The sequence below is a fragment of the Pseudomonas sp. NPDC089407 genome (genome assembly GCF_044900445.1).
Taxonomy (GTDB): Bacteria; Pseudomonadota; Gammaproteobacteria; order Pseudomonadales; family Pseudomonadaceae; genus Aquipseudomonas.
The window spans coordinates 18,939-43,412 of sequence record NZ_JBJDNB010000029.1; the positions used below are offsets into that span (position 1 = coordinate 18,939).

At 58.2% G+C, this 24,474-nt stretch carries 12 protein-coding genes and 5 tRNA genes; 13 read left to right on the forward strand and 4 right to left on the reverse strand.

The features are described from left to right. Positions 1-171 precede the first annotated feature (171 nt). Together ACI2KG_RS20900 and ACI2KG_RS20905 are read left to right on the forward strand one after the other, a co-directional pair. On the forward strand, positions 172-1,059 hold the full coding sequence (locus ACI2KG_RS20900) for an ATP-binding protein (RefSeq protein WP_404663127.1): 888 nt from the start codon (positions 172-174) through the stop codon (positions 1,057-1,059). Then, positions 1,060-1,542, forward strand: coding sequence for a GAF domain-containing protein (locus ACI2KG_RS20905; protein WP_404663128.1), 483 nt, complete (start codon positions 1,060-1,062; stop codon positions 1,540-1,542). A 191-nt stretch (positions 1,543-1,733) separates the two neighbouring features. Here ACI2KG_RS20905 and ACI2KG_RS20910 read toward each other — a convergent pair whose 3' ends face one another. After that, positions 1,734-2,501, reverse strand: a complete 768-nt coding sequence (locus ACI2KG_RS20910) for a hypothetical protein (protein ID WP_404663129.1) — start codon at positions 2,499-2,501, stop codon at positions 1,734-1,736. Between the two features lie 378 nt (positions 2,502-2,879). Here ACI2KG_RS20910 and ACI2KG_RS20915 point away from each other — a divergent pair. From ACI2KG_RS20915 to ACI2KG_RS20940, 6 genes are all read left to right on the forward strand, one after another. Then, positions 2,880-2,955 (forward strand) — tRNA-Glu (locus tag ACI2KG_RS20915). 4 nt (positions 2,956-2,959) lie between these two features. Then, positions 2,960-3,035, forward strand: a tRNA-Gly gene (locus ACI2KG_RS20920). Positions 3,036-3,127: 92 nt separating this feature from the next. Next, a tRNA-Glu gene (locus ACI2KG_RS20925) sits at positions 3,128-3,203 on the forward strand. A gap of 3 nt (positions 3,204-3,206) precedes the next feature. Beyond that, a tRNA-Gly gene (locus tag ACI2KG_RS20930) sits at positions 3,207-3,282 on the forward strand. A gap of 86 nt (positions 3,283-3,368) precedes the next feature. Continuing rightward, a tRNA-Gly gene (locus tag ACI2KG_RS20935) sits at positions 3,369-3,444 on the forward strand. Between the two features lie 191 nt (positions 3,445-3,635). Further along, positions 3,636-4,082 carry a hypothetical protein gene (locus tag ACI2KG_RS20940; RefSeq protein ID WP_404663130.1) on the forward strand — a complete coding sequence of 149 codons (447 nt, stop codon included), beginning with the start codon at positions 3,636-3,638 and terminating at the stop codon, positions 4,080-4,082. A 58-nt stretch (positions 4,083-4,140) separates the two neighbouring features. Here the strand turns inward: ACI2KG_RS20940 and ACI2KG_RS20945 are convergent, their stop codons facing one another. From ACI2KG_RS20945 to ACI2KG_RS20955, 3 genes are all read right to left on the reverse strand, one after another. Continuing rightward, the gene (locus ACI2KG_RS20945; RefSeq protein ID WP_404663131.1) at positions 4,141-5,232 is read right to left on the reverse strand and encodes a fimbrial protein; all 1,092 of its coding nucleotides are present in this window, start codon (positions 5,230-5,232) and stop codon (positions 4,141-4,143) included. Further along, the gene (locus tag ACI2KG_RS20950) at positions 5,232-7,805 is read right to left on the reverse strand and encodes a fimbria/pilus outer membrane usher protein (protein WP_404663132.1); all 2,574 of its coding nucleotides are present in this window, start codon (positions 7,803-7,805) and stop codon (positions 5,232-5,234) included. Before ACI2KG_RS20950 ends, ACI2KG_RS20945 begins: the two co-directional genes overlap by 1 nt. 266 nt (positions 7,806-8,071) lie before the next feature. Continuing rightward, positions 8,072-13,222: an RHS repeat-associated core domain-containing protein gene (locus tag ACI2KG_RS20955; protein ID WP_404663133.1), complete on the reverse strand. Its 5,151-nt coding sequence runs from the start codon at positions 13,220-13,222 to the stop codon at positions 8,072-8,074. A gap of 475 nt (positions 13,223-13,697) precedes the next feature. Here ACI2KG_RS20955 and ACI2KG_RS20960 point away from each other — a divergent pair, with 475 nt between their 5' ends. The 5 genes from ACI2KG_RS20960 (at position 13,698) to ACI2KG_RS20980 (ending at position 24,458) form a co-directional block, all read left to right on the forward strand. Next, the gene (locus ACI2KG_RS20960) at positions 13,698-15,509 is read left to right on the forward strand and encodes a hypothetical protein (protein WP_404663134.1); all 1,812 of its coding nucleotides are present in this window, start codon (positions 13,698-13,700) and stop codon (positions 15,507-15,509) included. A gap of 78 nt (positions 15,510-15,587) precedes the next feature. After that, positions 15,588-18,014, forward strand: a complete 2,427-nt coding sequence (locus ACI2KG_RS20965; protein ID WP_404663135.1) for a hypothetical protein — start codon at positions 15,588-15,590, stop codon at positions 18,012-18,014. A gap of 637 nt (positions 18,015-18,651) precedes the next feature. Next, positions 18,652-19,056 carry a hypothetical protein gene (locus ACI2KG_RS20970; RefSeq protein WP_404663136.1) on the forward strand — a complete coding sequence of 135 codons (405 nt, stop codon included), beginning with the start codon at positions 18,652-18,654 and terminating at the stop codon, positions 19,054-19,056. Positions 19,057-19,206: 150 nt separating this feature from the next. Further along, positions 19,207-21,546 carry a hypothetical protein gene (locus ACI2KG_RS20975; protein ID WP_404663137.1) on the forward strand — a complete coding sequence of 780 codons (2,340 nt, stop codon included), beginning with the start codon at positions 19,207-19,209 and terminating at the stop codon, positions 21,544-21,546. A 2-nt stretch (positions 21,547-21,548) separates the two neighbouring features. Continuing rightward, a complete protein-coding gene (locus ACI2KG_RS20980; protein WP_404663138.1) occupies positions 21,549-24,458 on the forward strand; it encodes a hypothetical protein in 2,910 nt (969 codons plus the stop codon). Positions 24,459-24,474 lie beyond the last annotated feature (16 nt).

Here is a 24,474-nt window from a genome sequence, read left to right on the forward strand (position 1 = left end):
TCAGTTGATTGCCAAGCGGGGGCCGCTGCGCGCCCCAATCGCCGGCAAGCCAGCTCCCACAGGTACTGCGCCGCCCTCAGGCTTGATGCGGTCTCTGTGGGAGCTGGCTTGCCGGCGATTGGGGTGCGCAGCAGCCCCCGGAAAAACTGAAATTTTCTGTTAGGAGTCGTCATGGACACCCGCTTGATTGCTTTCCTCGACCGCGCCGAATCGGTTCTGGCACGCCTCGAACCCCTGTTGCCCGCGCCACGCCCGAACATCGACTGGGCCACCACCCTGGCCGCGCGCTGGCAGCGCGATGGCCGCAGCGGCTACTTGTTGCCGCTGGAAGTCAGCCTGGACATTCGCCTCACCGACCTGATCGGTGTCGACAAGCAACGTGACCAGCTTGGCCGCAACACCCACCAGTTCATCAACGGCCTGCCGGCCAACCACGCACTGCTATGGGGCTCGCGCGGCACTGGCAAGTCGTCGCTGGTGCGTGCCCTGCTGGCCGAACACGCAGGCGCCGGCCTGCGCCTGATCGAAATCGAACGCGATCACCTGGCCGACCTGCCACGTGTGGTCGAGCAACTGCAGAAGTTGCCGCAGCGCTTTATCCTGTTCTGCGACGACCTGTCGTTCGAAGCCGGGGAGGGCGACTACCGGGTGCTCAAGAGCGTGCTCGACGGCTCGCTGGAACAGGCCCCGGACAACGTATTGCTGTACGCCACATCCAACCGCCGCCACCTGGTGCCGGAAAAGCAGAGCGACAACGAAAACTGGAAAATGGTCGACGGCGAACTGCACCCCAACGAAGCGGTGGAGGACAAGATTGCCCTGTCTGACCGTTTTGGCCTGTGGCTGTCGTTCTACCCGTTCAGCCAGGAACACTTCCTCGACGTGGTCGAGCACTGGATTGGCCAGCTGGCGCGCCCGGCAGGGCTGAGCTGGCAGCGTGACGAAGCACTGGAAATCCTCGCCGTGCGCTGGGCCACCGGCCGCGGTAACCGTAATGGCCGTTGTGCCTATCAGTTCGCCCGCTACTGGGTCGGGCTGCAATTGCTGGAGCAAAAGTAAATGATCGACCTTAATGCCAGTGGCGCCGGCCTCGACGGCTACAACCTGCTGGCGGCGCAAGTGCAGGCGCTGTTTGCCGACGAGCGTGACTTCATTGCCAACGCCGCGCAGTTTTCGGCGTTTTTGTACAACCAGGTGGACGACCTGAACTGGGCGGGGTTCTACCTCAACCGCAACGAACAACTGGTGCTGGGGCCGTTCCAGGGCCAGGTGGCTTGTGTGCGCATTCCGTTCGACAAGGGCGTGTGCGGGGCGGCGGCGGCTACCCGGCAGACCCAACGGGTAGAGGATGTGCATGCGTTCCCGGGGCACATTGCCTGTGACAGCGCGTCGAACAGCGAGTTGGTGATCCCGTTGGTGAAGGAGGGCAGGCTGATTGGGGTGCTGGACCTGGATAGCCCGAAGGTTGGGCGGTTCAGCGAGGCGGACCAGGTGGGGCTGGAGCGGTTGGCAGCGATTTTTCTGGAGTTGACTGACTGCTGATCAGAGTTGCAAGTCGTGCGCGGTCCCCTGTAGGAGCGGCCTTGCCGGGGCGCCGGACCGGTCGGATGGGCCGCGTAGCGGCCCCAGATTGATGCATCAATGCCGATATCGCCGGGGCCGCTTTGCGGCCCATCCGACCGGTCCGGCGCCCCGGCAAGGCCGCTCCTACAAAGAGCGGGTACCCGTTTGGGTCAGTCGTACATCGCCTTTTTCTTCCAGGTCTCTTCCTCGTCGGTCTTGAGCCCGTCCGTCAGTTCGTTGTGCTCGTCCTCGGCCGGGGTCATGCGATCAAGCACCTGGGCGTTGGCCCGGGCCAGCAATTTCTCAAGATACGTCAGCTGCTCTTCATACACCTTCGGCTCCGGCTGCTTGCGCAAATACTGCACGCCGCGCTCGAACGCCAGGCGCGCCTGGCCCGGCTGGCCTTTCTGCAGGGCCTGCTGGCCGAGGTTGTTGAAGAACTCGATATGCAACAGCACCAGGATATGGCGGATTTCCTTCACCCAGTGCTTGGCCTCGGCGGCAGGCAGGAAGCCTTCCTGGGCGGCGCGGGTCACCTGGGTGTGCAGCGCCTCCAGCAAAAAGCGCACATCCTTGGCCTTGACCTCGGTGTGGATCGGGTTGGGCGGGTTGTTCACCGGGATCTTCTCGCCCAGGCCAATCAGCCCTTCCAGTTCGGCAATGCGTGCCTTCAATGCTGCGTTGTGCTTGTCCACCGCCAGCTGGCGCTGGTTCAGGTTCAGTTCCAGGCGGGTCAGCAGCAGCTTCAGCGCCGGGGTCATGAACTGGCCGGGGAAGGTCTCGGTGATTTCGCCACAACGGCGCAAGCGGTCTGCCAGTTCGACCTTCAGCCGGGCGCGCTCGAGCTTGCCGTTCTCGACCACATTGTTGAGGTAGCCGATCACGATCAGCAACGCGATACCCGCCACGATAAGCAGGGTGATCAGGAGTGGTGTCACCGTTAATGCCTCATTGAAGAAGAATTACAGGTTTGAGTGTAGTGAGTTTGCGTGGGGGCGAATAGGCGCCGTATGCCTGTGCAGGGCCTTTCGCGGGTAAACCCGCTCCTACACTGACCGCACCGCCATCGGGCTGAGTGCAATCCATTGTAGGAGCGGCTTCAGCCGCGAAGAGGCCGCCACAGGCAACCCCTTCTCTATATCGACCACCCACCCCGCATCTGCACCCCAACCCACCCGGAAGTCATTGATTTAAATAAATTTCTACAAAGGGGTTGACGCCTGTTCGAAGCATCCATAGAATGCGCGCCACTTGCAGCGTAAAGCACACAGCGAAACGCGGCAGGGAGTGAAAGCAGGCAGTAATGCCAGCAGCGTGTCCCCTTCGTCTAGTGGCCTAGGACACCGCCCTTTCACGGCGGTAACAGGGGTTCGAGTCCCCTAGGGGACGCCACATTGCGGGAATAGCTCAGTTGGTAGAGCACGACCTTGCCAAGGTCGGGGTCGCGAGTTCGAGTCTCGTTTCCCGCTCCAAATTCTCCGGCAACGCTTAACGGCGGGGCAGGAAATAAAAATCCAGTCTGAATCGTAAGGTTCAGGTGCTGGTGCACTGAAAAGTGTTGTGTGTCCCCTTCGTCTAGTGGCCTAGGACACCGCCCTTTCACGGCGGTAACAGGGGTTCGAGTCCCCTAGGGGACGCCAAATGCGGGAATAGCTCAGTTGGTAGAGCACGACCTTGCCAAGGTCGGGGTCGCGAGTTCGAGTCTCGTTTCCCGCTCCAGTTTAAATACTGTGGCGTTCGCACGGTGCAGTGGTGGTGAAGGTCGTCAAGGCGCTTCACGCCGATTAGCGGTAAAGCTTCACATTGCGGGAATAGCTCAGTTGGTAGAGCACGACCTTGCCAAGGTCGGGGTCGCGAGTTCGAGTCTCGTTTCCCGCTCCAAACATGTAACGCAAAAAGGGACCTTCGGGTCCCTTTTTGCGTTTTCGTCGTTCTACAGGGTCCTACCTGTCAATTCTGCCAGGTGCGCGAACGCTCGTGCTGTTTTAGATTCAACGGCAAGCAGCTGTAAGTGTCGCCATCATGGGTGACGTTTTTTCATGCCAATTGAACATTTTCACGAGGACACTGCCATGTCGGACGACAAGCTCTACTATCAAGGTGCCATCGATTTTGAATCCAAGGGGGCTGACACCATGACGGTGCATGCTCCTAAGGACGGAAGTGGAGAAACAGTCAACGGTTGGGTTTATGCATACCTGGATATTCTCTCGATAACCAATATGCCTTCAGCCTCGGAAATAACGATTCGCTACACGACTGACAAAGATAAAGAAATCTCACGTATCAAGCTTCTGACCACTCACCATCCGGCCTTTCTCAACAAGACAGTAGATGCTCTCACCTACTCCCACCTGCTGAGCATCGCCAAGGAAGGCGAGTTCGTAGAATACGGTATGGGTATGAAAGTTATTGAGGTTGTGCGCAATTCACGGGCGGAGGAGCACCCTCAGCCCCGAGCACCCTATAAGTTCCATTGCGCCATCAAGGTTTCAAAAGCGCCGCCAACCGCTAGTTAACCCCTCGGGCACCGTATCCAGACCGCAGGCATTCACCCTGCGGTCTTTTTTTTGCCTGTCATTTGTAGCTCACGGTAAAGCTCAATGCCCCCTCGGCCAAGCCTGGCTTGACCACGGGCGCGCTCTGGTAGTAGCGCGCGTAGAAGTCCAGGCGAGTGATGCCGATCTCCACGGGTTTCATGCGCTCATCCGATTGCAGAGGCATGGGAGTCACACCATCACCGCGTAGCAGCTGGATTTCGACCCCCTCGGCGTCCGAGGCGCTGGTCAGGCTGAAGCGCCCCTCGGAAGGTACCGTGGGCGTTGAGCCATTAATGCCATCCAGTTCGATATGGACGTTGGCAGTGCCGGGGCTGGGGGCGCTGGCATCTTCGCAGTCACTGAGGGTGATATGGAAGGGAATGGGTCTGGTGGTGGTGCCGGGTCCCGTGAAGTCTTCAAGTGTGTAGTCGTCGCCCAGTTGTACCGGGTCGGCGCTGACGGCATCGGCTCTCAGCGAGCATTGCGCCTGGGTGACCGATGCCTTCAGCCGATATTCCATGACCTTGCCCAAATGATGAATGGAACCGCTGAACATTTCGTCATCGATACGCTGGGGGCCTGGCGGGATCGGTCCGGTCTTTATCAGCGATACCTGGCCGAATATTCTGGAGATCCGTATGGGGAACGGCCCCGAGCTATGCATGGTACCGGCATAAGGGATAGTTGGCCGGCCATTGTCTGGCTTGAAGGTGTTTTGAGCAGAACCATCGTATGGCTCGAACAGTTCAAAGTGCACGCCCACCCCTGTTACGCTGGTCTGCATGATATGGCCGTCGACGTTCCGGCCCCTGACAGGTGGCAGGCTGCCAGGAAATACCGGCGCGGTACTGGGCGTTAGCTCGGCGGTGGGTATGTCGGCGGCGTCCCAGAAACAGTGGATGACGGCGCCTTCATTGCTTGTTACATCCATCCGGGCAGTGCCGATGACGGTGCCCGCGGGGGCGTCGCGTGGTACCCAGAACGTGCCGATGTCACGTTCGTAGGTGAAATAGGTGGCGCCCGGCTCGAATGCGCAGCGTGCTTGTGCGGCAGTAGAGAGCAACCCTAGTGCCAGGCTGCAGGCGGCAAAACGCAAGCCGCGCTTGAAAGTGGGTCTGAACATGTTCATCAAAGCGTTTCCTGGGCGTTTTCATCGGGCTGGGGGGTGTTGCTGCCCGATACGGAAAGGGGGCAATGCAAGGTTTCAAGGCGGTAGCCGCCCTCGTGGTCGAGTGCCTGCGGGTCGATGTCGAGCTGGCAGGTGTTGTCTGCGGCCCCGCCCCAAAGCACCTGAATGTGTTGGCGACCTGCCTTGCGGGTTGACACCAGGGCTTGGCCCGCCTGGCCAACCACGCCCAGTGTTTCGCCATCGGCATCGACCACTTGGGCACCGAACGGCACCGGTTGGCCATTGGCCTGCAACAGTGTCAGCACCAAGCGTGATACATGCTCGGCATTGAAAGTGGCTTTCACTACCGCGCCACGCCGTGGCACGACTTGCTGGCTGGCATTGCCAATCACCACTTCGGGTGAAAGGTCGTCGGTTTGCAGCACCAGGGCGTTGAGCCGATAGGGGCGCAGGTACGGTATCAACGCATAGCCCTGGGCATCGGTGCGCGTTGCCGGGGAATTTTGCACGCCGACACCTGGCACGTCGGGCACATGCACCAGCGCGGTGGTTTCGCCCAGGTGGCTGCCGAACGCTACGCCGTCGCCATGCAGCAGCACGGCGCCGCTGGCGTTCAGTGACAGGCTGCGATATTCGCTGGCTTCGGTATAGCCCATGCCGACACTGGCCCGGCTGCCTTGGTAGGCCATGGACAGTGCGGCACTCTTGCGCCCGTGGTCATCGTGGGTCAGTGCGGTGTTGTAGCTGAGCTGGTTGTCCAGCAAGGCGCCGTTCAAGCTGGCGCGTTCGCTATAGCTGCCATTGTCATGGCGCAGGTCGAAGCTGGCCCGCTGCTGGCGGCCGAAGTCCAGTGGCAGGCTCAGGCTGAGGCCGAAGGTGCGGTTATCGCTGCTGCTTGAGGTCAGGGCCTGGGTGGCGAACAGGTTGACCCCCACCTTGCCCAGGCGGGTGTTGTACTGCAGTTGGTACTGGCGGCGCTCATGGCTGGTTTGCCAGTAGGTATCCTGGGAAAAGGTCAGGCTCAGCGAGCTGCTGTCGCCGACGTTCTGGTAAACCGAGGCCTCCAGGCGGCTGCGTCGGTTGCCTCGGTAGTCGCTAGCGTTGCTGCGCTGCTGAACGGCTTCGTCGAAGTCGCGGTAACCCTGGGTCGAGTAGCGGTAGCCGGCGAAGCGCAGGTTGGTGCGCGTCTGGAAACTTTTGCCGTAGCGCAGGCTAAAGCTGTGGCCCTGGACTTTGCCCAGTTCATGGCCCAGGTCGCTGTTGGCGCGGGTGACATCGAACGACAGTGCCCCGAGGCTGCCGAAGTCGCGGGCCAGGCCCAGCACGCTGGCGTTGTAGTACTCGCTGGAAAGCAGACCACCGTAGAGGGTGGTGTCCCAGGCACCACCACGCGCCAGAGTGGCCTGCCAGAATGCCGGGTTATCCAGTTGTTCTGCGCCTTCGTAGCGGCCAGCGGTGGCGCTGTAACGCCAGATGCCCTCGCGCAGCAGGCTGCCCATGGTCGAGTAGGGCTGGGTGAAGCGACGTACCTGGCCATCGGCTTCGGTGATGACCACTTCCAGCTCGCCGTTGCTCGAGCCTACGCTCAGGTCATCAATGGCATACGGGCCGGGGGCCACGTAGGTGGCGTAGATGGGGTAGCCGTTGTGCAGCACTTCGACCTTGGCGCGGCTCTGCGCGACGCCACGGATCACCGGGGCATATTGCTGCAGGGTGTCGGGCAGCATGCCGCTGTCCGAGGCCAGTTGCGCACCGGTGAAGCGCACGCTGCGGAACATCTCGCTGTTGGTGAAGGTTTCGCCCAGGGTCAGGTTGGCGTTCAGGCCGGGCAGGTCGCGCTGGGCATAGGTATCGCTGCGCGTCCACTGGCGCGCGCCGTCGGGCTCCTGGCGCAAGGCCTGCTTGCTGCGCAGGCGCCAGGCGCCCAGGTTGATGCCGCTGTTCAGATAGAGGTCCTGGCTGCTGCTGTTGCGGCCGTCGCGTTGGCTGCTGTGCTGGGCCGAGGCCTGGTAGTTGATGAACGCGGCATTGATGCCATTGCTCCAGCGTTGTTCGGGGATGCTGCCCGAGCGGTCCTGGCGCAGGGCGATCTGCGGGATCGACAGCGCCAGGTGCAACTGCGCGGCATTGAAGTCGGCGCTGGCCTGCGGCAGTAGCTGGGCCAGGTCCAGGCAGCGCTCGTCGTCGGGCAGTGGGGCTTCCAGGGCTTGTTCGCGCAGGTTCAGGCTGCGCAGCAGGTCGGCCGTGAGGCAGGCTTGCAGGCCCTTGCCGTCAGTGGCTTCGACGAAGTCGATTTCCTGTTCCGGCAACGTGTCGAAGTTGAGCGTGAGCTGAACCCGGTAGCGCCCGGGAGGCAATTTCGCTTGCGCGGCCAGCTTGCGCAAAGCCAATGTGCCGGCCTCGGCGGACTGGCCGGGGGCCTGGCGCATGAAGCCGGCCTGGAAGGTAATGTCGGGTTGTTCGGCCAAAGCCGGGCTGGCCAGGGCCAGAGCCAGGCAGCCGCCAAGCAGCGGCGGCAGCGGGGCGGAGTGCGCGCGCAACGGCAAGAGCCTGCGCCGGTCGAGCTGGAGCATGAGCGTGTCCTGGGCGGCGCCGACGGACGATGCACCAAGGGGCTCGTGGTGGGCGCCTGGTGCGAGATTTGGAGTGGCGTGAAGGCAGCGGGGGTTGCTGGGTCACGGTTTACAGGCGGGGGCAGGTTAGGTGGGTAGTGGGTGTCGGGGATGTAGGAAGAGTCGGCAATGGTGGATGGACAACTCATTGAATGGCTGGCGTGCAGGGTCAGAAAGTACCCACTGCATTTCTACAGCGGGTACTCAAGGCCCCTAAAGCTGAAGACTTACATTGGCTTGAAGCGACCATCTACTAGTTCGTAGATACGCCCCTTGTTCTTTCCCATTACTGTCTCCCCCCAAGGTGAGATTTTCACGGGTGGGGGCGGTGCGGCTTTTACGCTATAGATGGTATTGATTGTCTCGGATTTGAATGGCACTGCACCAAAGTATTTCCCGCCTCCATTAGGTTGCATGGTCTGCGTGCTTGCGTCTATCCCGGCAGAAGATCCGGTCATGCTGGTGCTACGAGACAACGTGGTCCTGCTTGCGTTGCTGGTGTTGGGCATTGATTCCAGCCAAGGGGCACTCCGCCAGATTCGGGTCGGCGATCGGGGTTGGCCCAGAGTCCGCGAGCTGATGCTCCATGTTGAACTCCCGCCCAGCATGCTTTGGCTCGCGCTTGTCGCCGAATTTGCACTCGCACCGGCTGAACTTGCACTCGCACCGGCTGAACTTGCAGTTGCCTTCGCCCCCCGCACCGCCGCCTTCGTCGCCGCTGCCCCATACCCGCCCGCAAACATACCAACGACGCTGAATGCCGTACTGACGTAGAAAAACGCATTCGACAGCTCTGGTTTTTCATACATCATGGCGGTCGCCACGCCCTGCATCACCGCAGCGACGCCATTGGCGGCCACCCCCACCACGCCCACCACGTAGCTGGTAGTGAGGCCGATGGTCGCCGGTGCCGTCCATGGCATGGCGATGGCCGATGCCACGAAGATGGCGGCGGCGGCGACCACACCGATCCAGGCGTACCAAGGCACATTGGGTTTATCCTCGACGATGCGCTCCACCGGCGCCTCGCGGCCGCGCGTAACCGCTTGGCTGCGGTGGCCGGTGGGGTCGCGCCAGTACACCGGGTTGCCCAACGCATACACATACGGGTTGATGCCTGACGCTTCGGGGGGTAACGAATCCGGGCTGTGGAAGCGCATCAGGCACGGGTTGTAGGCCCGGTAGCCACTGCCCAGCAGGTACCAGCCCAGGGCATATTCGCGGGCCTCGCCGTTGAATGCCAACAAGCTGCGCAGTTGTTGCGCGCTGTCCTCGGGCAGTTGTTCGCCGTAGGGTGTGTAGCATGCGTGGCGGGTGGATTGTTCTGCGCATTCGCCGACCACACTGCCTGCATGGTCGGTGAGCAGCAGGGTGGCAGGCCCTGCTGCGCCCTGCCTGGCAACATCCACCTGGTATTCTGCGCGGGGCTCGCCGGCTGTGTGCAGGTAGTGCGTCAACAGGCCGTCTTCAAGCATGCTGTCCAGGCTATAGCCCAGGTAGCGTCGTTGCCGTTTATCGCTGTCAGTACCTGAGTAAATCAGTTGGTCATGCCCGTCATAGCCATACTGTGCCTTGAGTTTGCCAGTGCCATCCAGCACCTGGTGCAAGCGCCCGAAACTGTCGTAATACAGTTCGTTTCCACATTCATCGTTGAGCATGTTGCCCAGTTCGTCATAGTCGAATGACTGCTCGGCAGGGCAGCCAGCCGGTGGCAGCGTGTGCTTGACCTTGTCCAGGCGGTAGAGGTCATCGCTGGCATAGGTGAAGGTTGCATCGTTGCGCTGCCCATCAGCGAACGTTGTTCGGCAGCGCTTGATATTGTCCACGTCGTCGAAACTGAACAGCTGGGTCTTGATCAGTCGTTCATTGGCGACACCTTCGGCGGTTGAGTCCGGGCAGTCGTACTTCGTCAGGCGGCCAAGCGTGTCGTATTCGAATGTTTCTTTACGTATGTGCCGGCCATCGCGCTCGAGGGTGCGCGAATGCAGCATGTCATTATCCAGCCACACCTGGGTGAGGGTCTGCGCCTTGCCGTTGGCACTCAACGTACGGCTGGTTTCCCTTCCCAGGGCATCATAGTACTGGCTGCACAGGGTAACGGGTTGCTGTAACGGGTCGGGGTTGGTCGTGTCGCGGGTTTCGGTCGACGCCAGCAAACCAATGTCGTTGTACTTCAGGGTCGACTTCAGCGGCCCCTGGATAACGCTGCTGATCCGGCCCAGCTCGTCATAATGGTATTCGCACGGCTGGCCATCGCTGTGCTTGCGCTGCAACGGCAGGCCCTGCCAGGACTGCTGGTAGAACGTACTGTAAGGCGTGCCGCCAGGCTCGAGCCAATGCTCTTCGGCCACGTCACCTTGATCGGTGTACTTATATTTGCGCGTGCCAAGGGTATTGCTAGCATCGGTGATATCCGCAGTCTTGTCGTCGTAGCCGAAGTCGGCTTGCGTGGTGCTCAGCAGGCTGCCATCCTCTTCCACCGTGGCTGTCAGCTTGCTCGGCTGCTCGGTCAGTTCCGGCTGGTAGTCGTAGCGAATGACACGTTTGCGCTTGCCTTTGCCCGTCGTGTCCACACGGAACGCCGTACGGAACGCCGTACGCGTTTCGACCAGTTGGGTAGTGCCGCGATAGGTGTACTGCTCCTTACGAGTGCCGACTATTAGGCGGCTCAGCCGGCCCAGCCCGTCGAACGCTCGCTCGTAAAGGAGCTGTTCAGGTGCGCTGGCACTCACTTTCAGTCGTAACAGGGTAACCAGTTCACCCAGGCTATGGCTGGCGAATGTGCGTATCAAGATCGAGCCATTCGGCCGCTGATTGCTGACCATACGGCTCAGCGCGTCGTAACGGAACTCGCTGGTGCGGGTGATAACCTGGCTGCTGTCGTTAGGGTCCCTGATGGTCTTGGTCTCGCTAGTGCAGCGACCAAGTCCGTCATAGGTGTAGTCACTGCGCCCGACCTGAACTGCAGGTTTGCCTGGCGCTTCCACCTGGCGGTATTCATAGACCGGCTTGCCGAAGCGGTTCAGCTTAGAGATCGTGAGTTGTTGCCGCCCCGGTACATCCGGGCTTTCGATCCATTGGGTGATCAGCTGGCCTCCGGCCTCGAGCGGCGATGCCTTCACGCGCTCCTTGACCCCGTCTGGGCGAAGCACTTCGCAGCGTTGCCGCCAACCATCGTAGGCATATCTGCTTTCCAGCTTCAGCTCGCGATCGTCTTGCGAGCTATCCTTCGCTGGCAGGTAGTCAAAGCTGGTTTCGCTGGTCAGGCGCCCGGCAGAGTCATAGCGCAGTTCGGCGACGGTGCGCGTGATGACCTTGCCGCTGACGGGGTGCCTGGCTGTGCGCTTCTCCCTGATTGGGCGGCGGCTGCCGTCGTAAACGATACGGGTAACAACGCCTTTGCTGTCGGTGGTTTCCTCGCAGGCGCGTCGCTTGCCTTCATCCTCGAGCAATTTGTAGACCGTCGTGCGTGTCGTGGCAAATGGGCTGCCAGGGCTGACGGTTTGCTCGATGACGCGCCCTAGCAGATCGTAACGATAGCGTGTGTACACGCCATTGGTGTCCTGCTCCAGGACCAGCTGGCCGGTATGCAAGGCATGGGTGCTGGCCGTTTTCTTCTGCAGGGTGTGGGTATGGTCGGTGAAGGTTTCAGTACTTTGGCTCCAGGTCTGCAGGCCCTCGTCATCCTTGACCTTCTCATACTTCCAGCTGCTGCGGGATTCGCTGTCATTGACCAGCAAAGTTTGCTCATCGAGCCGGCCATGCAGGAAGGGGGTGTCGGTTTTGTTCAGGTAGTGGCGCGTTTTACGGTTGAGCAGAGTACCGCTGTCTACCGTGCCCTCGAACATGTCCTCCTGTTCCAGTGCCAACCAGTTTGGCAGGTCTGGCAGGCTCGGGTCGATGTTGGTTTGGGGAATGGCTGGTAGCTCGATGTATTGATACAGGTTGCTCACGATCTGCGCTTTCGGCGCTTTCGGATCGTCGGTTTCGGCTGGGTAAAGCGTGGCGGACTTGAGGTTACGGACAAAGCCTTCCGGGTCACTGGAACCAGGGTAATAGCTACGCTCCATGCGCGAACCGTCGGGTTTATGCTCCGTCAGCAAGTTGCCGAAAAGATCGTAAGTAGTGAGGGTTTGCTCGTAATCACCCGGTTCCGGGGCGCCGTCCATGCGCCAACTTTTGGTGACAATATTCGGTAACTGGAAGTAGGCGGGCTGGTCTTGAAATGACCGGTTTTCTATTTCGTGATATTTCGTTGCGATCGTTTCGATGCAGCCTTGCTCAGTGGTACTTTGTTCGGTCATCAGATGAAAGCGGTTGAAGGTGCTGACAACGGTACGCAGAATGCTGCTGCCGAGGTAGTGTTCGGCAGTCGAGGTGTACGCATAATTGAAACCGGCATACCGGTACAATTGATCCGTGCCGTCGTCTCCGTAAATGAGGCCAGTATTATTGCCAAGGAAGTTATTGCTTGAAAACCTGTAGTGAGTGCTGATGTGGGTGCTGGCATCAAGTGGGTCCGGCATGACCACATGTTTTTCGACGCAGGGCAGTGTGCGGTTGATACCCGGGTAGCGGTGGCCATCCCTTTTGTACGTTATCTCTTCCACGCCACCGTCAGGGTTTTTTATGCGGTCGAGAAACTGAAGGGTCACTTTGTCATTGCCGCTGCCTTGCTCATGCGCCAGGTATCTTAAGTCCCAATATTCATCGGCTGCGCTGGGCAGGGTGACTTTTATCAGTTTTTCGCTCTCGAGCATTAGCGTATACCGTGCGCTGTCGCGGGTGCCCGGGTTACTCGTCATGCTCACCCGGTCCGATAATGAATAGTCGAATTCGAGTAGCGTTCGGCGGCTATCATCGCTGATCAGCGCCAGGCGGGGTTGCTCGGCATCGGTGTTGTACTTGACCGTTACTCCGTGCCCGGAGGCGTTGGTAACGCGCACCGTAACCGCCACGTCGGGGTCGCTGCTTTGCGGTTCCAGTATTTCGCTCAAACCCGACTTGTGAGCGATGCGAAAGCGCGTCCTGCCGTTCTTGCTGATGTTATGAAAGTGGAAGCTTTCCAGCTTTCTTTCAGCGATTACAGGCGGTTTGCCAGGCCCGTTGTCGCTGACCTTGAATGTTTCACCTGTATGCAGCTCCAGCATCCCGGTGACGTGATTGTAATGGCTGAGCTTCAGGTTCCAGCCAATGCCAAAACCGGTATTTTTACTGTTCATCGGGTTGAAATTGAGTTGCAAGGGAATGTCTGGGCCGCACAGGTCATTGGCGTTTAATGGCGGCAGCGCAATGGTCTGGGTATACAGCCCCGTGCGTGGGTCGACACTGCTTTGCATGAAACTGGAAAAATTAAACGCATTCGATGTGGTTGCCATGGTCTTGGATCCTGAGTGGTTGGTGTGCTGTACATGCCGCAGCCTCGGAACGAAACGCGCCTGCGCAGCCACCCCGCAAGCGCGCAACACGCCCGGCTTACTTACGGTGCTTGAGTGCTACCTGAAGAGGGTCAGCGCCAGGCATTGCGAGTATTAGAACGACTTAGCCTGTACCGAAGGCTACGAAAAAAAGTATGCCGGCGCACCTGGTAAAACTGACAGGTACGCGGGGGCAAGCTTCACCGCTGGGGCGCTGGCTACCTGTCAATTCTGCTAGTTGTTGGCGTTTCCGCGCTGCATTAATAATGGCCAGGCATGTTGATTCGGAGCGAGCAGGGAGTGCCACAGACACTGCTGTGTTGCACTTCATGGCCATCCGTTATTTTATTTTGGCGCGGGTACCTGTCATTCAATTAATGGGCTCAGGTGCGCGTGGTGTGGAGGTTTTGATATGTTAGAGCGGCCGCGACGACGCGTGTCTGGACGTCTGGACGAATTAGCAGCCCCCAGGATTGAGGGCCTGACAGATGCCAATGAAATCGACCTGGGCAAGTTGGGCACTAACGATTTGCGCACGATCGTTAAATATGAGGGTATGGCTATAAATGACAGGGTCCGCGTAAGTTGGTTGGGGCGCGGCGCAACGGGTAAAGCCTTCGACTATATCGCTAATTTCACTGTCGAGAACAAGGACCTGCCTGATGGGCTTGTGGTACCTATCGAAAACCGGCATCTCGTCAATGCTGCTGGTGGTGAAGCGTTCTATTCCTACGTCTTCGAACCCGGCACGCCTCAACAGGCTGAGTCGTTGCGTGAGGTGTGCTCCATCGGGCTCAGGCCGCGTGCACCAGGTGAAATGCTGTCTGTGCTGCAAGCTGTCCAGTCGCACGGGCTGATTATCCAGCCAGACAAGCTGCCGAGTAACGGGCTGACAATGATGGTGCCCCGCTACCAGGCCATGCGCGAAGGCGACAAGGTTACCTTGAGGGTCGTGGGCTATGAGGACGATGGCTTCGAGGATGACACGTGGGAACGGGAAGTTGAAGTTGGCAAGAGCCACTTCGACAAACAGGCCATTAGTGATGTGGTTGGCAAGAACTTCTTCGACTGGATCGACCCTGGCTATGTGGAGGCGTCTTACACCATCGATTTCGTTGACGGCGGGCAACTGGCTTCTCCGGTACAACGGCTGACAGTTGATTCTGTCAGTACCCTGCCGGGCTATCTCGATAAACCGGTGATTGAAGGTTATACCGAAGGCGATCTGCTGGATCCCAGCAAATACCCCGATGGTCTGCTGCTCAAGCTGCCCGAGTACCCAGGCATCGCCGACTCGGACTACATCGTCATGCTGTGGTCGGTGCCTGGCGGGGGGCGACAGTGGCTGCCGTCTTCGCGCGTGGACCCAAGCACACGGGCCTCGGACACTATCACCTTCCTGGTCAGTCAGGACCTGCTGGCCGAGAGCCAGAGTGCCAAGGTAAGGGTTTCATACCTGTATGGTCGGCAAGGTGCTGGGTTGCGCTCGCAGGTGCTGGAAGTGGATGTGGACCGTGCGCGCATTCCGGCTGCTCCCAAGATTGACCGGGCCGAAACCGATGGCCTGCCAAACACGGGTTACATACTGGCAGGCGAGTCGGCAAGTGGTGTCTATGTCAATGTTCCTGCAGCAGATGTACTGGAGGGTGAAGTACCCCAGGTGCATTGGTGTGGGCTAACGTCGTTTGGCCAGTACGTCGCCAAGGAACCGGTGTCTGAAGCAAATCCATTGCGCTTCCTGATCCCTGCGGCATATATCCCGGCCAATATGGGGCAAGGCGAAAAGGATTTCAGTCAGCAATTCGAAGTGTTCTATCGGTTGCACCGAGGGGGCGACTATATTCAATCGACAGGTTACAAGTTGCGTATAAAACCCATGGCAACGGATGCCTACCCGTCGGTGAAATGTCAGTATGCCGACTCGGACGGTTTGTCGTTGGGGAAAGTGCCCGAAGAAGGGTGGGCCAACTTGAATCTGGATACTTGGAAGTTCGCGGCCGAGGGGCAGTTACTGACCATTGAGATGTCAGGCGATAATGTAGCAGGGCGAACCGTTCGTGTCATCGTCAGGGAGGCGAAAGCCGTTACCGCCGATGAAGCGAGAAATGGGGTTGTCGAGCGGCTGCAGAAGGATGATCTGAGGAGGTTGGCGTTGAACAACCCCTTCACCCTGAGTGCGCGCGTGAGTTTTAACGGTGGCAAACACTTCTTTGCCTTCAAACCGTATTCGCTGACACTACGCCAATAAGGTGTCGGCGAGCATTCATCGATTGATCATCATGTGCACAGCCCTGTGGGTGCGCATTAAAATACCAGGAGAATTTACATGGCCAGGCCAACACTGCGTGACTATTTGACATACATGGGTAAGGAACCTCGCACTAAAGGTTGGGGGGCCTTGCTGGTCTATGATCGTGAGAAAGCCAATCGCCTGTTGATGCAGGAACATATTCTGCGTGAGGAAAAGGGTGCCTGGATCGAGCCCGTCTCCGGAGAAAAGGAGACAGAAAACGGTAAGTTCACGCGCTTGTCCAACTTTACTTTCGGTGCACCGGTCCTGTCGTTCGAGAACGCGAACATCGGCAGTTCGATGGCTGCGCTGACCATGCCTGTGGTGAGTGGCAAGCTCACCGAATGGAGTCGTGAACCAGGGGCAAGCCAGGCTAGCCTGGTGGGCATCTCGAACCTCGACCCGCTGACAGCGCCGCGGGTGAAGATGAACATCAAGCTCAACGAAGGCGCCGGCGGAGTCGTGGACAAGGATGGGCGGGTGGTGCTGGACCTCTCAAACAGCACTGGCTATTACTTCGAAGTCAGCCAATGGAAAGAGCTCAATATCAAACTGGGAGAGCTGATTCAGGCAAAATTCAACGACCCTGACAGAGGCGAGCAGGTGTGGGAGCTGAACACACTGAAGCCCGTTGAGGGCGCTTTGAACCCCACCTCCTTCAGGGTGCGTACCCATTCCCTGGCCAAGGCAGGGGCGGCAGTGCCCAGTACCAACCAGGCCGATCTGGAAGATGGCGCGGTTATTGTTGGGGTGGCATTCAATGGTGATAAGAATGGAGACTTTCCGTCGGCAGATAGCGATATGGCTTATCTGTTACCTTCACGAGAAGATGGAGAGTCTTACTCGATGAGTGTGGTTTTGAACCACAAGACGTGGATGGAGAAAGCATTAGTAGAAACGATATTGAAGTCGCCGGGCATTGTTCCTGGTGATCTTGAGTTTAAGTATGATGCTAATGGCTTTGCGGTGAGTGCCGTTGGTGGGGCGGTTGAGCTCGACATAGATGTTTCGCGGCGTGATGAAAACGTAGGTGATCTTTTATACATAATTCTTGCAGTCTTTATGCGTTCCAGTTGGGGTGTGCTGAGTTATGAGTCTGTGGCGGGTGGGCTGCAACTGAGATGGACAGTGGCCGGCACATATGATGCTGGGCAGGTTACAACATTTGGGCTCGGTATGCAGTGGCCGCGTGTGGAAGCTATACCGGTCGATATAAATATTTCGGCGGTTTGCAATATGCGGGTAGAGCTTGTAGATGGGGTGCTGACGCTTAAAAAAGAAGAGGTTGAGCTCACAACCGAATTTGGGCTTAATAAAAATGCAGACATCTTGGCAAAAATGCTTTTAAGTCGAATGGTAGACACGCTGAAAGCTAACATTCATGACACGTTGGAGAAGATGCTCATAGGCATAGCCGGAAATATAGAGGTCATCGACCTCCTCCGCCTGAACGGCCTGCTCTTCCGCAATGGTCAGCGCTCCGTAGCCGATACACTCAACATCCCAGGCGATGTTTCCATGTTGGGCGAGCTGGCCCCCACGCTCACCTCCTTCGCAATTGATCCGCTCGACAAGGCCCTCGTCGCCGGTGGGCAGCAGAAGTTCACACTGAACCCCAAACCTCAGGAAGCCGTTTCCTGGACCGTCAAGGCTGCCGACAATGGCGCTACCGATAAAACACTGGTCGGCGAAGTCATCGATGGCCTGTACAAGGCGCCCGCCGCGGACAAGATCCCTGGCACATTCCGCAACGTCATCGTCACCGCCACCGCAGGCGAGAACAGCAGCAGCGCCCAATTGACCATCGTACCCAAGGCGGTGGCCGTCAGGCCGAACCTGCTCAGTGCGCGCTTTTCCACCAAGGACAAGCCGCAACCCTATGTGCTTGAAGGTGGAGGTATTGATGCGGTGCTCGAATGGAACAAAGGCGCGAACTTCAAAGGCGAATTGCGAGATCCGACAGCTGCCGAGTATGACGAGCTGCTGATTCCCAAGGACAAGAACTGCAAGGTCTACGTAGCGCCATACAAACCTGAAACCCCCGGCAGCGGACAAGACAGGTTACTGCAACTGGATCAGGTGCAGGTTTCCGGCGCAGGTCGCACGGAGAACATTGATGTCATTACGGCGTGGTCCGCGATGGCGGCCTCCCTCAAGGTCAAGCTGGAAGCGGGCGGTGCACTGAAGTTGACCTTGGCTGTTTCGGGCTGGGACGGGGAGGAGGAGCTGCCACCTGATCAGACGGTGTGGTTCAAGGTGTTGGGCAGCGGTGTAATCGACCCTGCCACCGGCGTCTACACACCTGGGGCGACTGAAGGTGATTACGTGGTAATCGCAGGTGCTTCCAAGGCAAATATGACTTGGACCTACAGCGTCCTGCCCATGCCTTACACCGAAGCGGATGCTCAAGCCTTCGCCGAAGTGAACGAGGCTTTCAATCGGCTGCATGCCGCGAGGGCCTGATCATGTTTACCAATTCCAAGCAAGACCTGCTCAATACCCTGGCCAAGGGGGATAGCATGCGCCGTTGGGGCGCAGTACTGGCAATTGGCCGAGAGGGCCAGGTTTCTTAAGTCCCAATATTCATCTGCTGCGCTGGGCAACGTGACTGTTATCGGTTTTTAGCTCTCCAGCATTAGTTCTTGCTGATGTTATGAAAGTGGAAGCTTTCCAGCTTTCTTTCAGCGATTACAGGCGGTTTGCCAGGCCCGTTGTCGCTGACCTTGAATGTTTCACTTGTACGCAATGGCGGCAGAGCAATGGTCTGGGTATACAGCCCTCAGAACGACTTAGCCTGTACCGAAGGCTACGAAAAAAAGTATGCCAGCGCACCTGGTAAAACTGACAGGTACGCGGGGGGCAACCTTCACCGCTGGGGCGCTGGCTACCTGTCAATTCTGCTAGTTGTTGGCGTTTCCGCGCTGCATTAATAATGGCCAGGCATGTGATTCGGAGCGAGCAGGGAGTGCCAAAGACACTGCTGTGTTGCACTTCATGGCCATCCTTTATTTTATTTGGCGCGGGTACCTGTCATTCAATCAATGGGCTCAGGTGCGCGTGGTGTGGAGGTATTGATATGTTAGAGCGGCCGCGACGACGCGTGTCTGGACGTCTGGACGAATTGGCAGCCCCCAGGATTGAGGGCCTGACAGATGCCAATGAAATCGACCTGGGCAAGTTGGGCACTAACGATTTTCGCACGACCATTAAATATGAGGGTATGGCTATAAATGACAGGGTCCGTGTAAGTGGGTTGGGGCGCGGCGCAACGGGTAAAGCCTTCGACTATATCGCTAATTTCACTATCGAGAACAAGGGCCTACCTGATGGGCTTGTGGTACCTGTCGAAAACCAGCATCTCGTCAATGCTGCTGGTGGTGAAGCGAAGAATGATCTGAGGAAGTTGAAGTTGAACAACCCCTTCACCCTGAGTGCGCGCGTGAGTTTTAACGGTGGCAAGCACTTCTTTGCCTTCAAACCGTATTCGCTGACACTACGCCAATAAGGTGTCGGCGAGCATTCATCGTTTGATCATCATGTGCACAGCCCTGTGGGTGCGCATTAAATTACCAGGAGAATTTACATGGCCAGGCCAACACTGCGTGACTATTTGACATACATGGGTAAGGAACCTCGCACTAAAGGTTGGGGGGGCTTGCTGATCTATGATCGTGAGAAAGCCAATCGGCTGTTGATGCAGGAACATATTCTGCGTGAGGAAAAGGGTGCCTGGATCGAGCCCGTCTCCGGAGAAAAGGAGACAGAAAACGGTAAGTTCACGCGCTTGTCCAACTTTACTTTCGGTGCACCGGTCCTGTCGTTCGAGAACGCGAACATCGGCAGTTCGATGGCTGCGCTGACCATGCCAGTGGTGAGTGGCAAGCTCACCGAATGGAGTCGTGAACCAGGGGCAAGCCAGGCGAGCCTGGTGGGCATCTCGAACCTCGACCCGCTGACAGCGCCGCGGGTGAAGATGAACATCAAGCTCAACGAAGGCGCCGGCGGAGTCGTGGACAAGGATGGGCGGGTGGTGCTGGACCTCTCAAGCAGCGATGGCTATTACTTCGAAGTCAGCCAATGGAAAGAGCTGAATATCAAACTGGGAGAGCTGATTCAGGAAAAATTCAACGCCCCTGACAGAGGCGAGCAGGTGTGGGAGCTGAACACACTGAAGCCCATTGAGGGCGCTTTGAACCCGACTTCTTTCAGGGTGCGTACCCATTCTTTAGCTAGGGCGGGTGAAGCAGTACCCAGTACCGATCAGGCCGAGCAGGAAGAAGGTGCGATTATTGTTGGTGTGGCATTTAATGGTGATACCAACGGGGACTTTCCCTCAGCAGACAAGGATATGGCCTATATGCTGCCATCGCGTGCCGATGATGATGGCGGATACTCTATGAATTTGGTCCTTTCCCATGAGGTGTGGGCCAGGCAGGTAGTTGAGGGGCTGTTCAAGGATGTGCGCGGCTACTCGGGTGATAATATGAGATTCCACTATGGAGAAGATAAATTTATAGAGAAGGCGGCTGGCGCGTCGTTTGGCGTAGACAGTTTCTACATTCCCAAAAAATTAAATTCTCAGACGGTGGTCCAAGTTGGATTTGCCCCATACCATGCCGGGGAGTTTGAGGTTAAGTTTTCCGGAAATCAGCTGGTTTGCCGATGGGTTTTGAAGGGCTTGATGGAAGATTGGGTGCGTATCTTTGGCCAAGTCGCGGGCGAGCCCTGGGAGGCATGGACAGCCCTAGGGGTGGATTTTCTGGCTGAGTGTCCCATATCTGTTCTTCATAAAGATGGGGTGGTCTCTGTCCAGAAAGGAGACGTTACTGTGCAGGCTGAAGTATATGCAGCTTCAGGTATAGAGGGAGTAGATGATATTGTGCGCAGTTGCTCAGCTGAAGTGGAGTCGATTGCGAAAAAAAGGCTAGAAGATGTGTTTGAACAAATATCTGGACGTGTAGAAGTCATCGATCTCTTGCGCCTGAACGGCCTGCTCTTCCGCAACGGCCAGCGCTCCGTAGCCGACACGCTCAACATCCCAGGCGATGTTTCCATGTTGGGCGAGCTGGCCCCCACGCTCACCTCTTTCGCAATCGATCCGCTCGACAAGGCCCTCGTCGCCGGTGGGCAGCAGAAGTTCACACTCAACCCCAAACCTCAGGAAGCCGTTTCCTGGACCGTCAAGGCTGCCGACAATGGCGCTACCGATAAAACACTGGTCGGCGAAGTCATCGATGGCCTGTACAAGGCGCCCGCCGCGGACAAGATCCCTGGCACATTCCGCAACGTCATCGTCACCGCCACCGCAGGCGAGAACAGCAGCAGCGCCCAATTGACCATCGTACCCAAGGCGGTGGCCGTCAGGCCGAACCTGCTCAGTGCGCGCTATTCCGATCAAACGCCGCAGCGCTATGTGCTTGAAGGTGGAAGTATCGATACGGTGCTCGAATGGAACAAAGGCGCGAACTTCAAAGGCGAATTGCGAGATCCGACAGCTGCCGAGTATGACGAGCTGGAGATCCCCAAGGGCAAGAACTGCAAGGTCTACGTAGCGCCATACAAACCCGAAACCCCCGGCAGCGGACAAGACAGGTTACTGCAACTGGATCAGGTGCAGGTTTCCGGCGCAGGTCGCACGGAGAACATTGATGTCATTACGGCGTGGTCCGCGATGGCGGCCTCCCTCAAGGTCAAGCTGGAAGCGGGCGGTGCACTGAAGTTGACCTTGGCTGTTTCGGGCTGGGACGGGGAGGAGGAGCTGCCACCTGATCAGACGGTGTGGTTCAAGGTGTTGGGCAGCGGTGTAATCGACCCTGCCACCGGCGTCTACACACCTGGGGCGACTGAAGGTGATTACGTGGTAATCGCAGGTGCTTCCAAGGCAAATATGACTTGGACTTACAGCGTCCTGCCCATGCCTTACACCGAAGCGGATGCTCAAGCCTTCGCCGAAGTGAACGAGGCTTTCAATCGGCTGCATGCCGCGAGGTCCTGATCATGTTGACCAATTCCAAGCAAGACCTGCTCAATACCCTGGCCAAGGGGGACAGCATGCGCCGTTGGGGCGCAGTACTGGCAATTGGCCGAGACGCTGTCAACACCGGCTTGCAGAGCAACTTCGTGGAGGCGTTTACCGAATCCGGTGTGTTGCAGCCCATCAGCGGCGAATTCTACATCGACCCCGCCACCAGAACTGAAAAGGTAGCCTTCGAAAACCTCACGCTGGGCCCGGCGCAGCTGTCGTTTCTGGGGGCCTCGGGCAGCGGGCCGCGGGTGCGGGTGCGCATGGAGCTGATTGCCGGGCGCTGTATGTCCTCGACGTTCATGATCGGTAACGTCAACCGCCTCAGAAGAAGCCATGCGCTGGAAATGGGCATGGGCTATCAGTTCGAAGTATATGGCCATCTGAAGGTGCAGGCACACACGCATCTCGACAAGCAGCAGGTGGTACTTGACCTGAGTGAGGCCGGCGAGCCCACCTGCACCTTGGGCTACAGTAGCGTCGCTGGCAGCAAGATGGGTGAATTCATACTCGACCAGCTCCGCCAGCAAGGCGTGCTGGCCCGTCAGTTGCCGGTGTTGGAATTCGATATCTTCGGCAGCAACAGCCTGTCCACAACTCGTATCGAAGTCGTGGCTCAACAGGCACCTGCGGGCGGCGGCGGGGGGACTTCGCCAGCGGACGACGGCGCGTTGCTGGTGCTGATGCAACTGATCGGTGGCGAAGAGGCGGGGCAGCCGGGTAGCCCTCTGCCTTATCTGCTGCCGCGCAAGAATGACCGCGACAACTATGCCAGTGCACTGCTGATCAGTCGTGAGCGTGCACCCATAGCCAAGACGCGCCCGGAAGTCGCACTGGAGCAACTGGTATTGCCCGATGCCTACCAGATTGTGCTGGAAAAGGAAGAGCATAATCCGTATGACATGATTGTCTTCGGCGGGGTGACGGCCAGTAGCCATACCCGGCAGCTGCAGCCGCGCATCGCCAGGGTCGCGGCTGGCCGTGACCTGAGTTTTACTACCGCTGGTGCTTTCAGTAACTGGTCGGCCAGGGATGTGTACCACCCGCAAGACTCCGGTGAAATCGAAGGCGGCAAATACACTGCACCCGGTGTGCACACGTTCTCCGCCCAGCAGCGTCTTGTGAAGGTCAGCGGGGATGTCGACAGTGGTAGCGCCACTGTGGCCAAGTCGTCTTTGCTGGTCGTTTCCACCGAAGCGTTGGCGATCTCCCCGCGGGTGGTCATCTGGGCGAAAGGCGATGGCCCCATTCGGTTGACCGCTTCACAAAGCGGCAGGCTGGAATGGCAGCTCGTGGACAACACGTTCGGTAAAGTCGTCCGTGACCCTGATGGCGATGAAAATACGCCCCATGCCCTGTTCACGCCTACTTCACCTACCGATAACGTACCGATCCGTTTGCAGCGCATCCAGGTGAAGAACTGGGGGGAAGAGGTAGGCTATGCGACAGTGGTCATCCTCGACAGGAGTGCGCCTTGGGAAGTGCAGCCGTTCCACGTTCCCACGGTGCCGGGCAATGGCAGAGTGTCTTTCAAAATGCCCGATTTGCCTGAGGAACCCTTAGCGCCAACAGCGGAATCGAGCTGGGATGATCGCCCGGCGGTGCAGAGCACAAGGTGGATGCTGTATGGCGAAGGTACACTGGATGAGGAAAGCGGCAGGTACACGGCGCCAGAGCAGAGCACGGGCCAAGTCAGTGTAGTGGCGGGCATCTACGGGGGGCAGGCGGGGGTCGCGTTGATCGAGCATCATGCCAACTCACCCCAAAACATGGCCCACAGCCAGCAGCGATGGCAAAGCCTGGCTCATTTCCGTCTCAGCCTCAACAACACGTCGCGAAAGCAAGTCTGGGCGAATGGTAGGCAGCAGGTCGGTATTGATATCGAAATCAAGACCGAAACTGTGGAAGGCGACTTTGGCCCTATCTATGTCCCGGTCAGTGATGGTGAACTGGCTACCCTGGTGTTGACTCACAGGGATGGTACACCAATCGAGTGGTTGCCCGCGGGTGCCGAGTCCCTCAACCCGGCGGGGCCTAAGTGGGGGGCAGGCAAAACCCGCAATCGTTATGACTATTATCCCAGCACTGTCGCCGCGCCGTCCGTTGCACCGGGGGACGAGGAGGCCACGCGTCGTTTGACGGTTTACCTTCAAACCCTCGAGGCTGAAGTGAGATATATCAGGGCTCAGTTCCGAGGCCATGACAATCAAACCTACAGGTCAACCGATAAGGACACGGCACGAGGCGAGGTAGAGCTTGAAGGGAAACCGCTAGAGCAGTTGACGGAAGCAGATCTAACACCGTTCAAGCCTAAACGTATCACGTCCAAGGGCGGGTATGACAAGGACTTGGGTAATGGACGTTTCGACATTCACAATTATTGGCACTACACGACAGACTATTGGTTGCTCCAGGGTGTAAGGCGAAAATTCATTGATGTGCGTTATGACCGGGCCTCCATGTTGCAATGGGAAAGTGAATTGCTCGGTGAAACGTTCAGCAGCTACGTGGGTATTGCGTATTCTCCGCGCGCCCTTCCCGGTCAGCGCCCCGTCGGCAAACGCATGGAGTATCAGTCTGAACTGGAACTGCTGGCAGAGCAGCAAGCCGGTACACCGTTGAATCGCGTTATCCCCTCCGCGGAAATGCCGTCAGAGGGTACCGTGTTGCTGGCGCTCGAGCGGGTTGCGGACATGAAATATTGGTATGACCAGAGCGGCGGCTGGTGGCGGGATAAACTGGCTCAACCCATGAAGCTCACCTTGATTGATAACTATGGCACGGCGCACGTCGTGAACATCAAGTGGGGGCAAAAGCTTAATGACGGGTCTTTTGATCCGGTGGATGTGCGCAACTTCTTGTCTTTTGAAATTGTGCCAGTCTGAACCTGATGGCACTCCT

Bases quoted from the DNA above. Each gene is read 5' to 3' on its own strand.
- ACI2KG_RS20900 (WP_404663127.1), top strand. From the start codon at position 172: ATGGACACCCGCTTGATTGCTTTCCTCGACCGCGCCGAATCGGTTCTG.
- ACI2KG_RS20905 (WP_404663128.1), top strand. From the start codon at position 1,060: ATGATCGACCTTAATGCCAGTGGCGCCGGCCTCGACGGCTACAACCTG.
- ACI2KG_RS20940 (WP_404663130.1), top strand. From the start codon at position 3,636: ATGTCGGACGACAAGCTCTACTATCAAGGTGCCATCGATTTTGAATCC.
- ACI2KG_RS20945 (WP_404663131.1), bottom strand. From the start codon at position 5,232: ATGAACATGTTCAGACCCACTTTCAAGCGCGGCTTGCGTTTTGCCGCC.
- ACI2KG_RS20950 (WP_404663132.1), bottom strand. From the start codon at position 7,805: ATGCTCCAGCTCGACCGGCGCAGGCTCTTGCCGTTGCGCGCGCACTCC.
- ACI2KG_RS20955 (WP_404663133.1), bottom strand. From the start codon at position 13,222: ATGGCAACCACATCGAATGCGTTTAATTTTTCCAGTTTCATGCAAAGC.
- ACI2KG_RS20965 (WP_404663135.1), top strand. From the start codon at position 15,588: ATGGCCAGGCCAACACTGCGTGACTATTTGACATACATGGGTAAGGAA.
- ACI2KG_RS20980 (WP_404663138.1), top strand. From the start codon at position 21,549: ATGTTGACCAATTCCAAGCAAGACCTGCTCAATACCCTGGCCAAGGGG.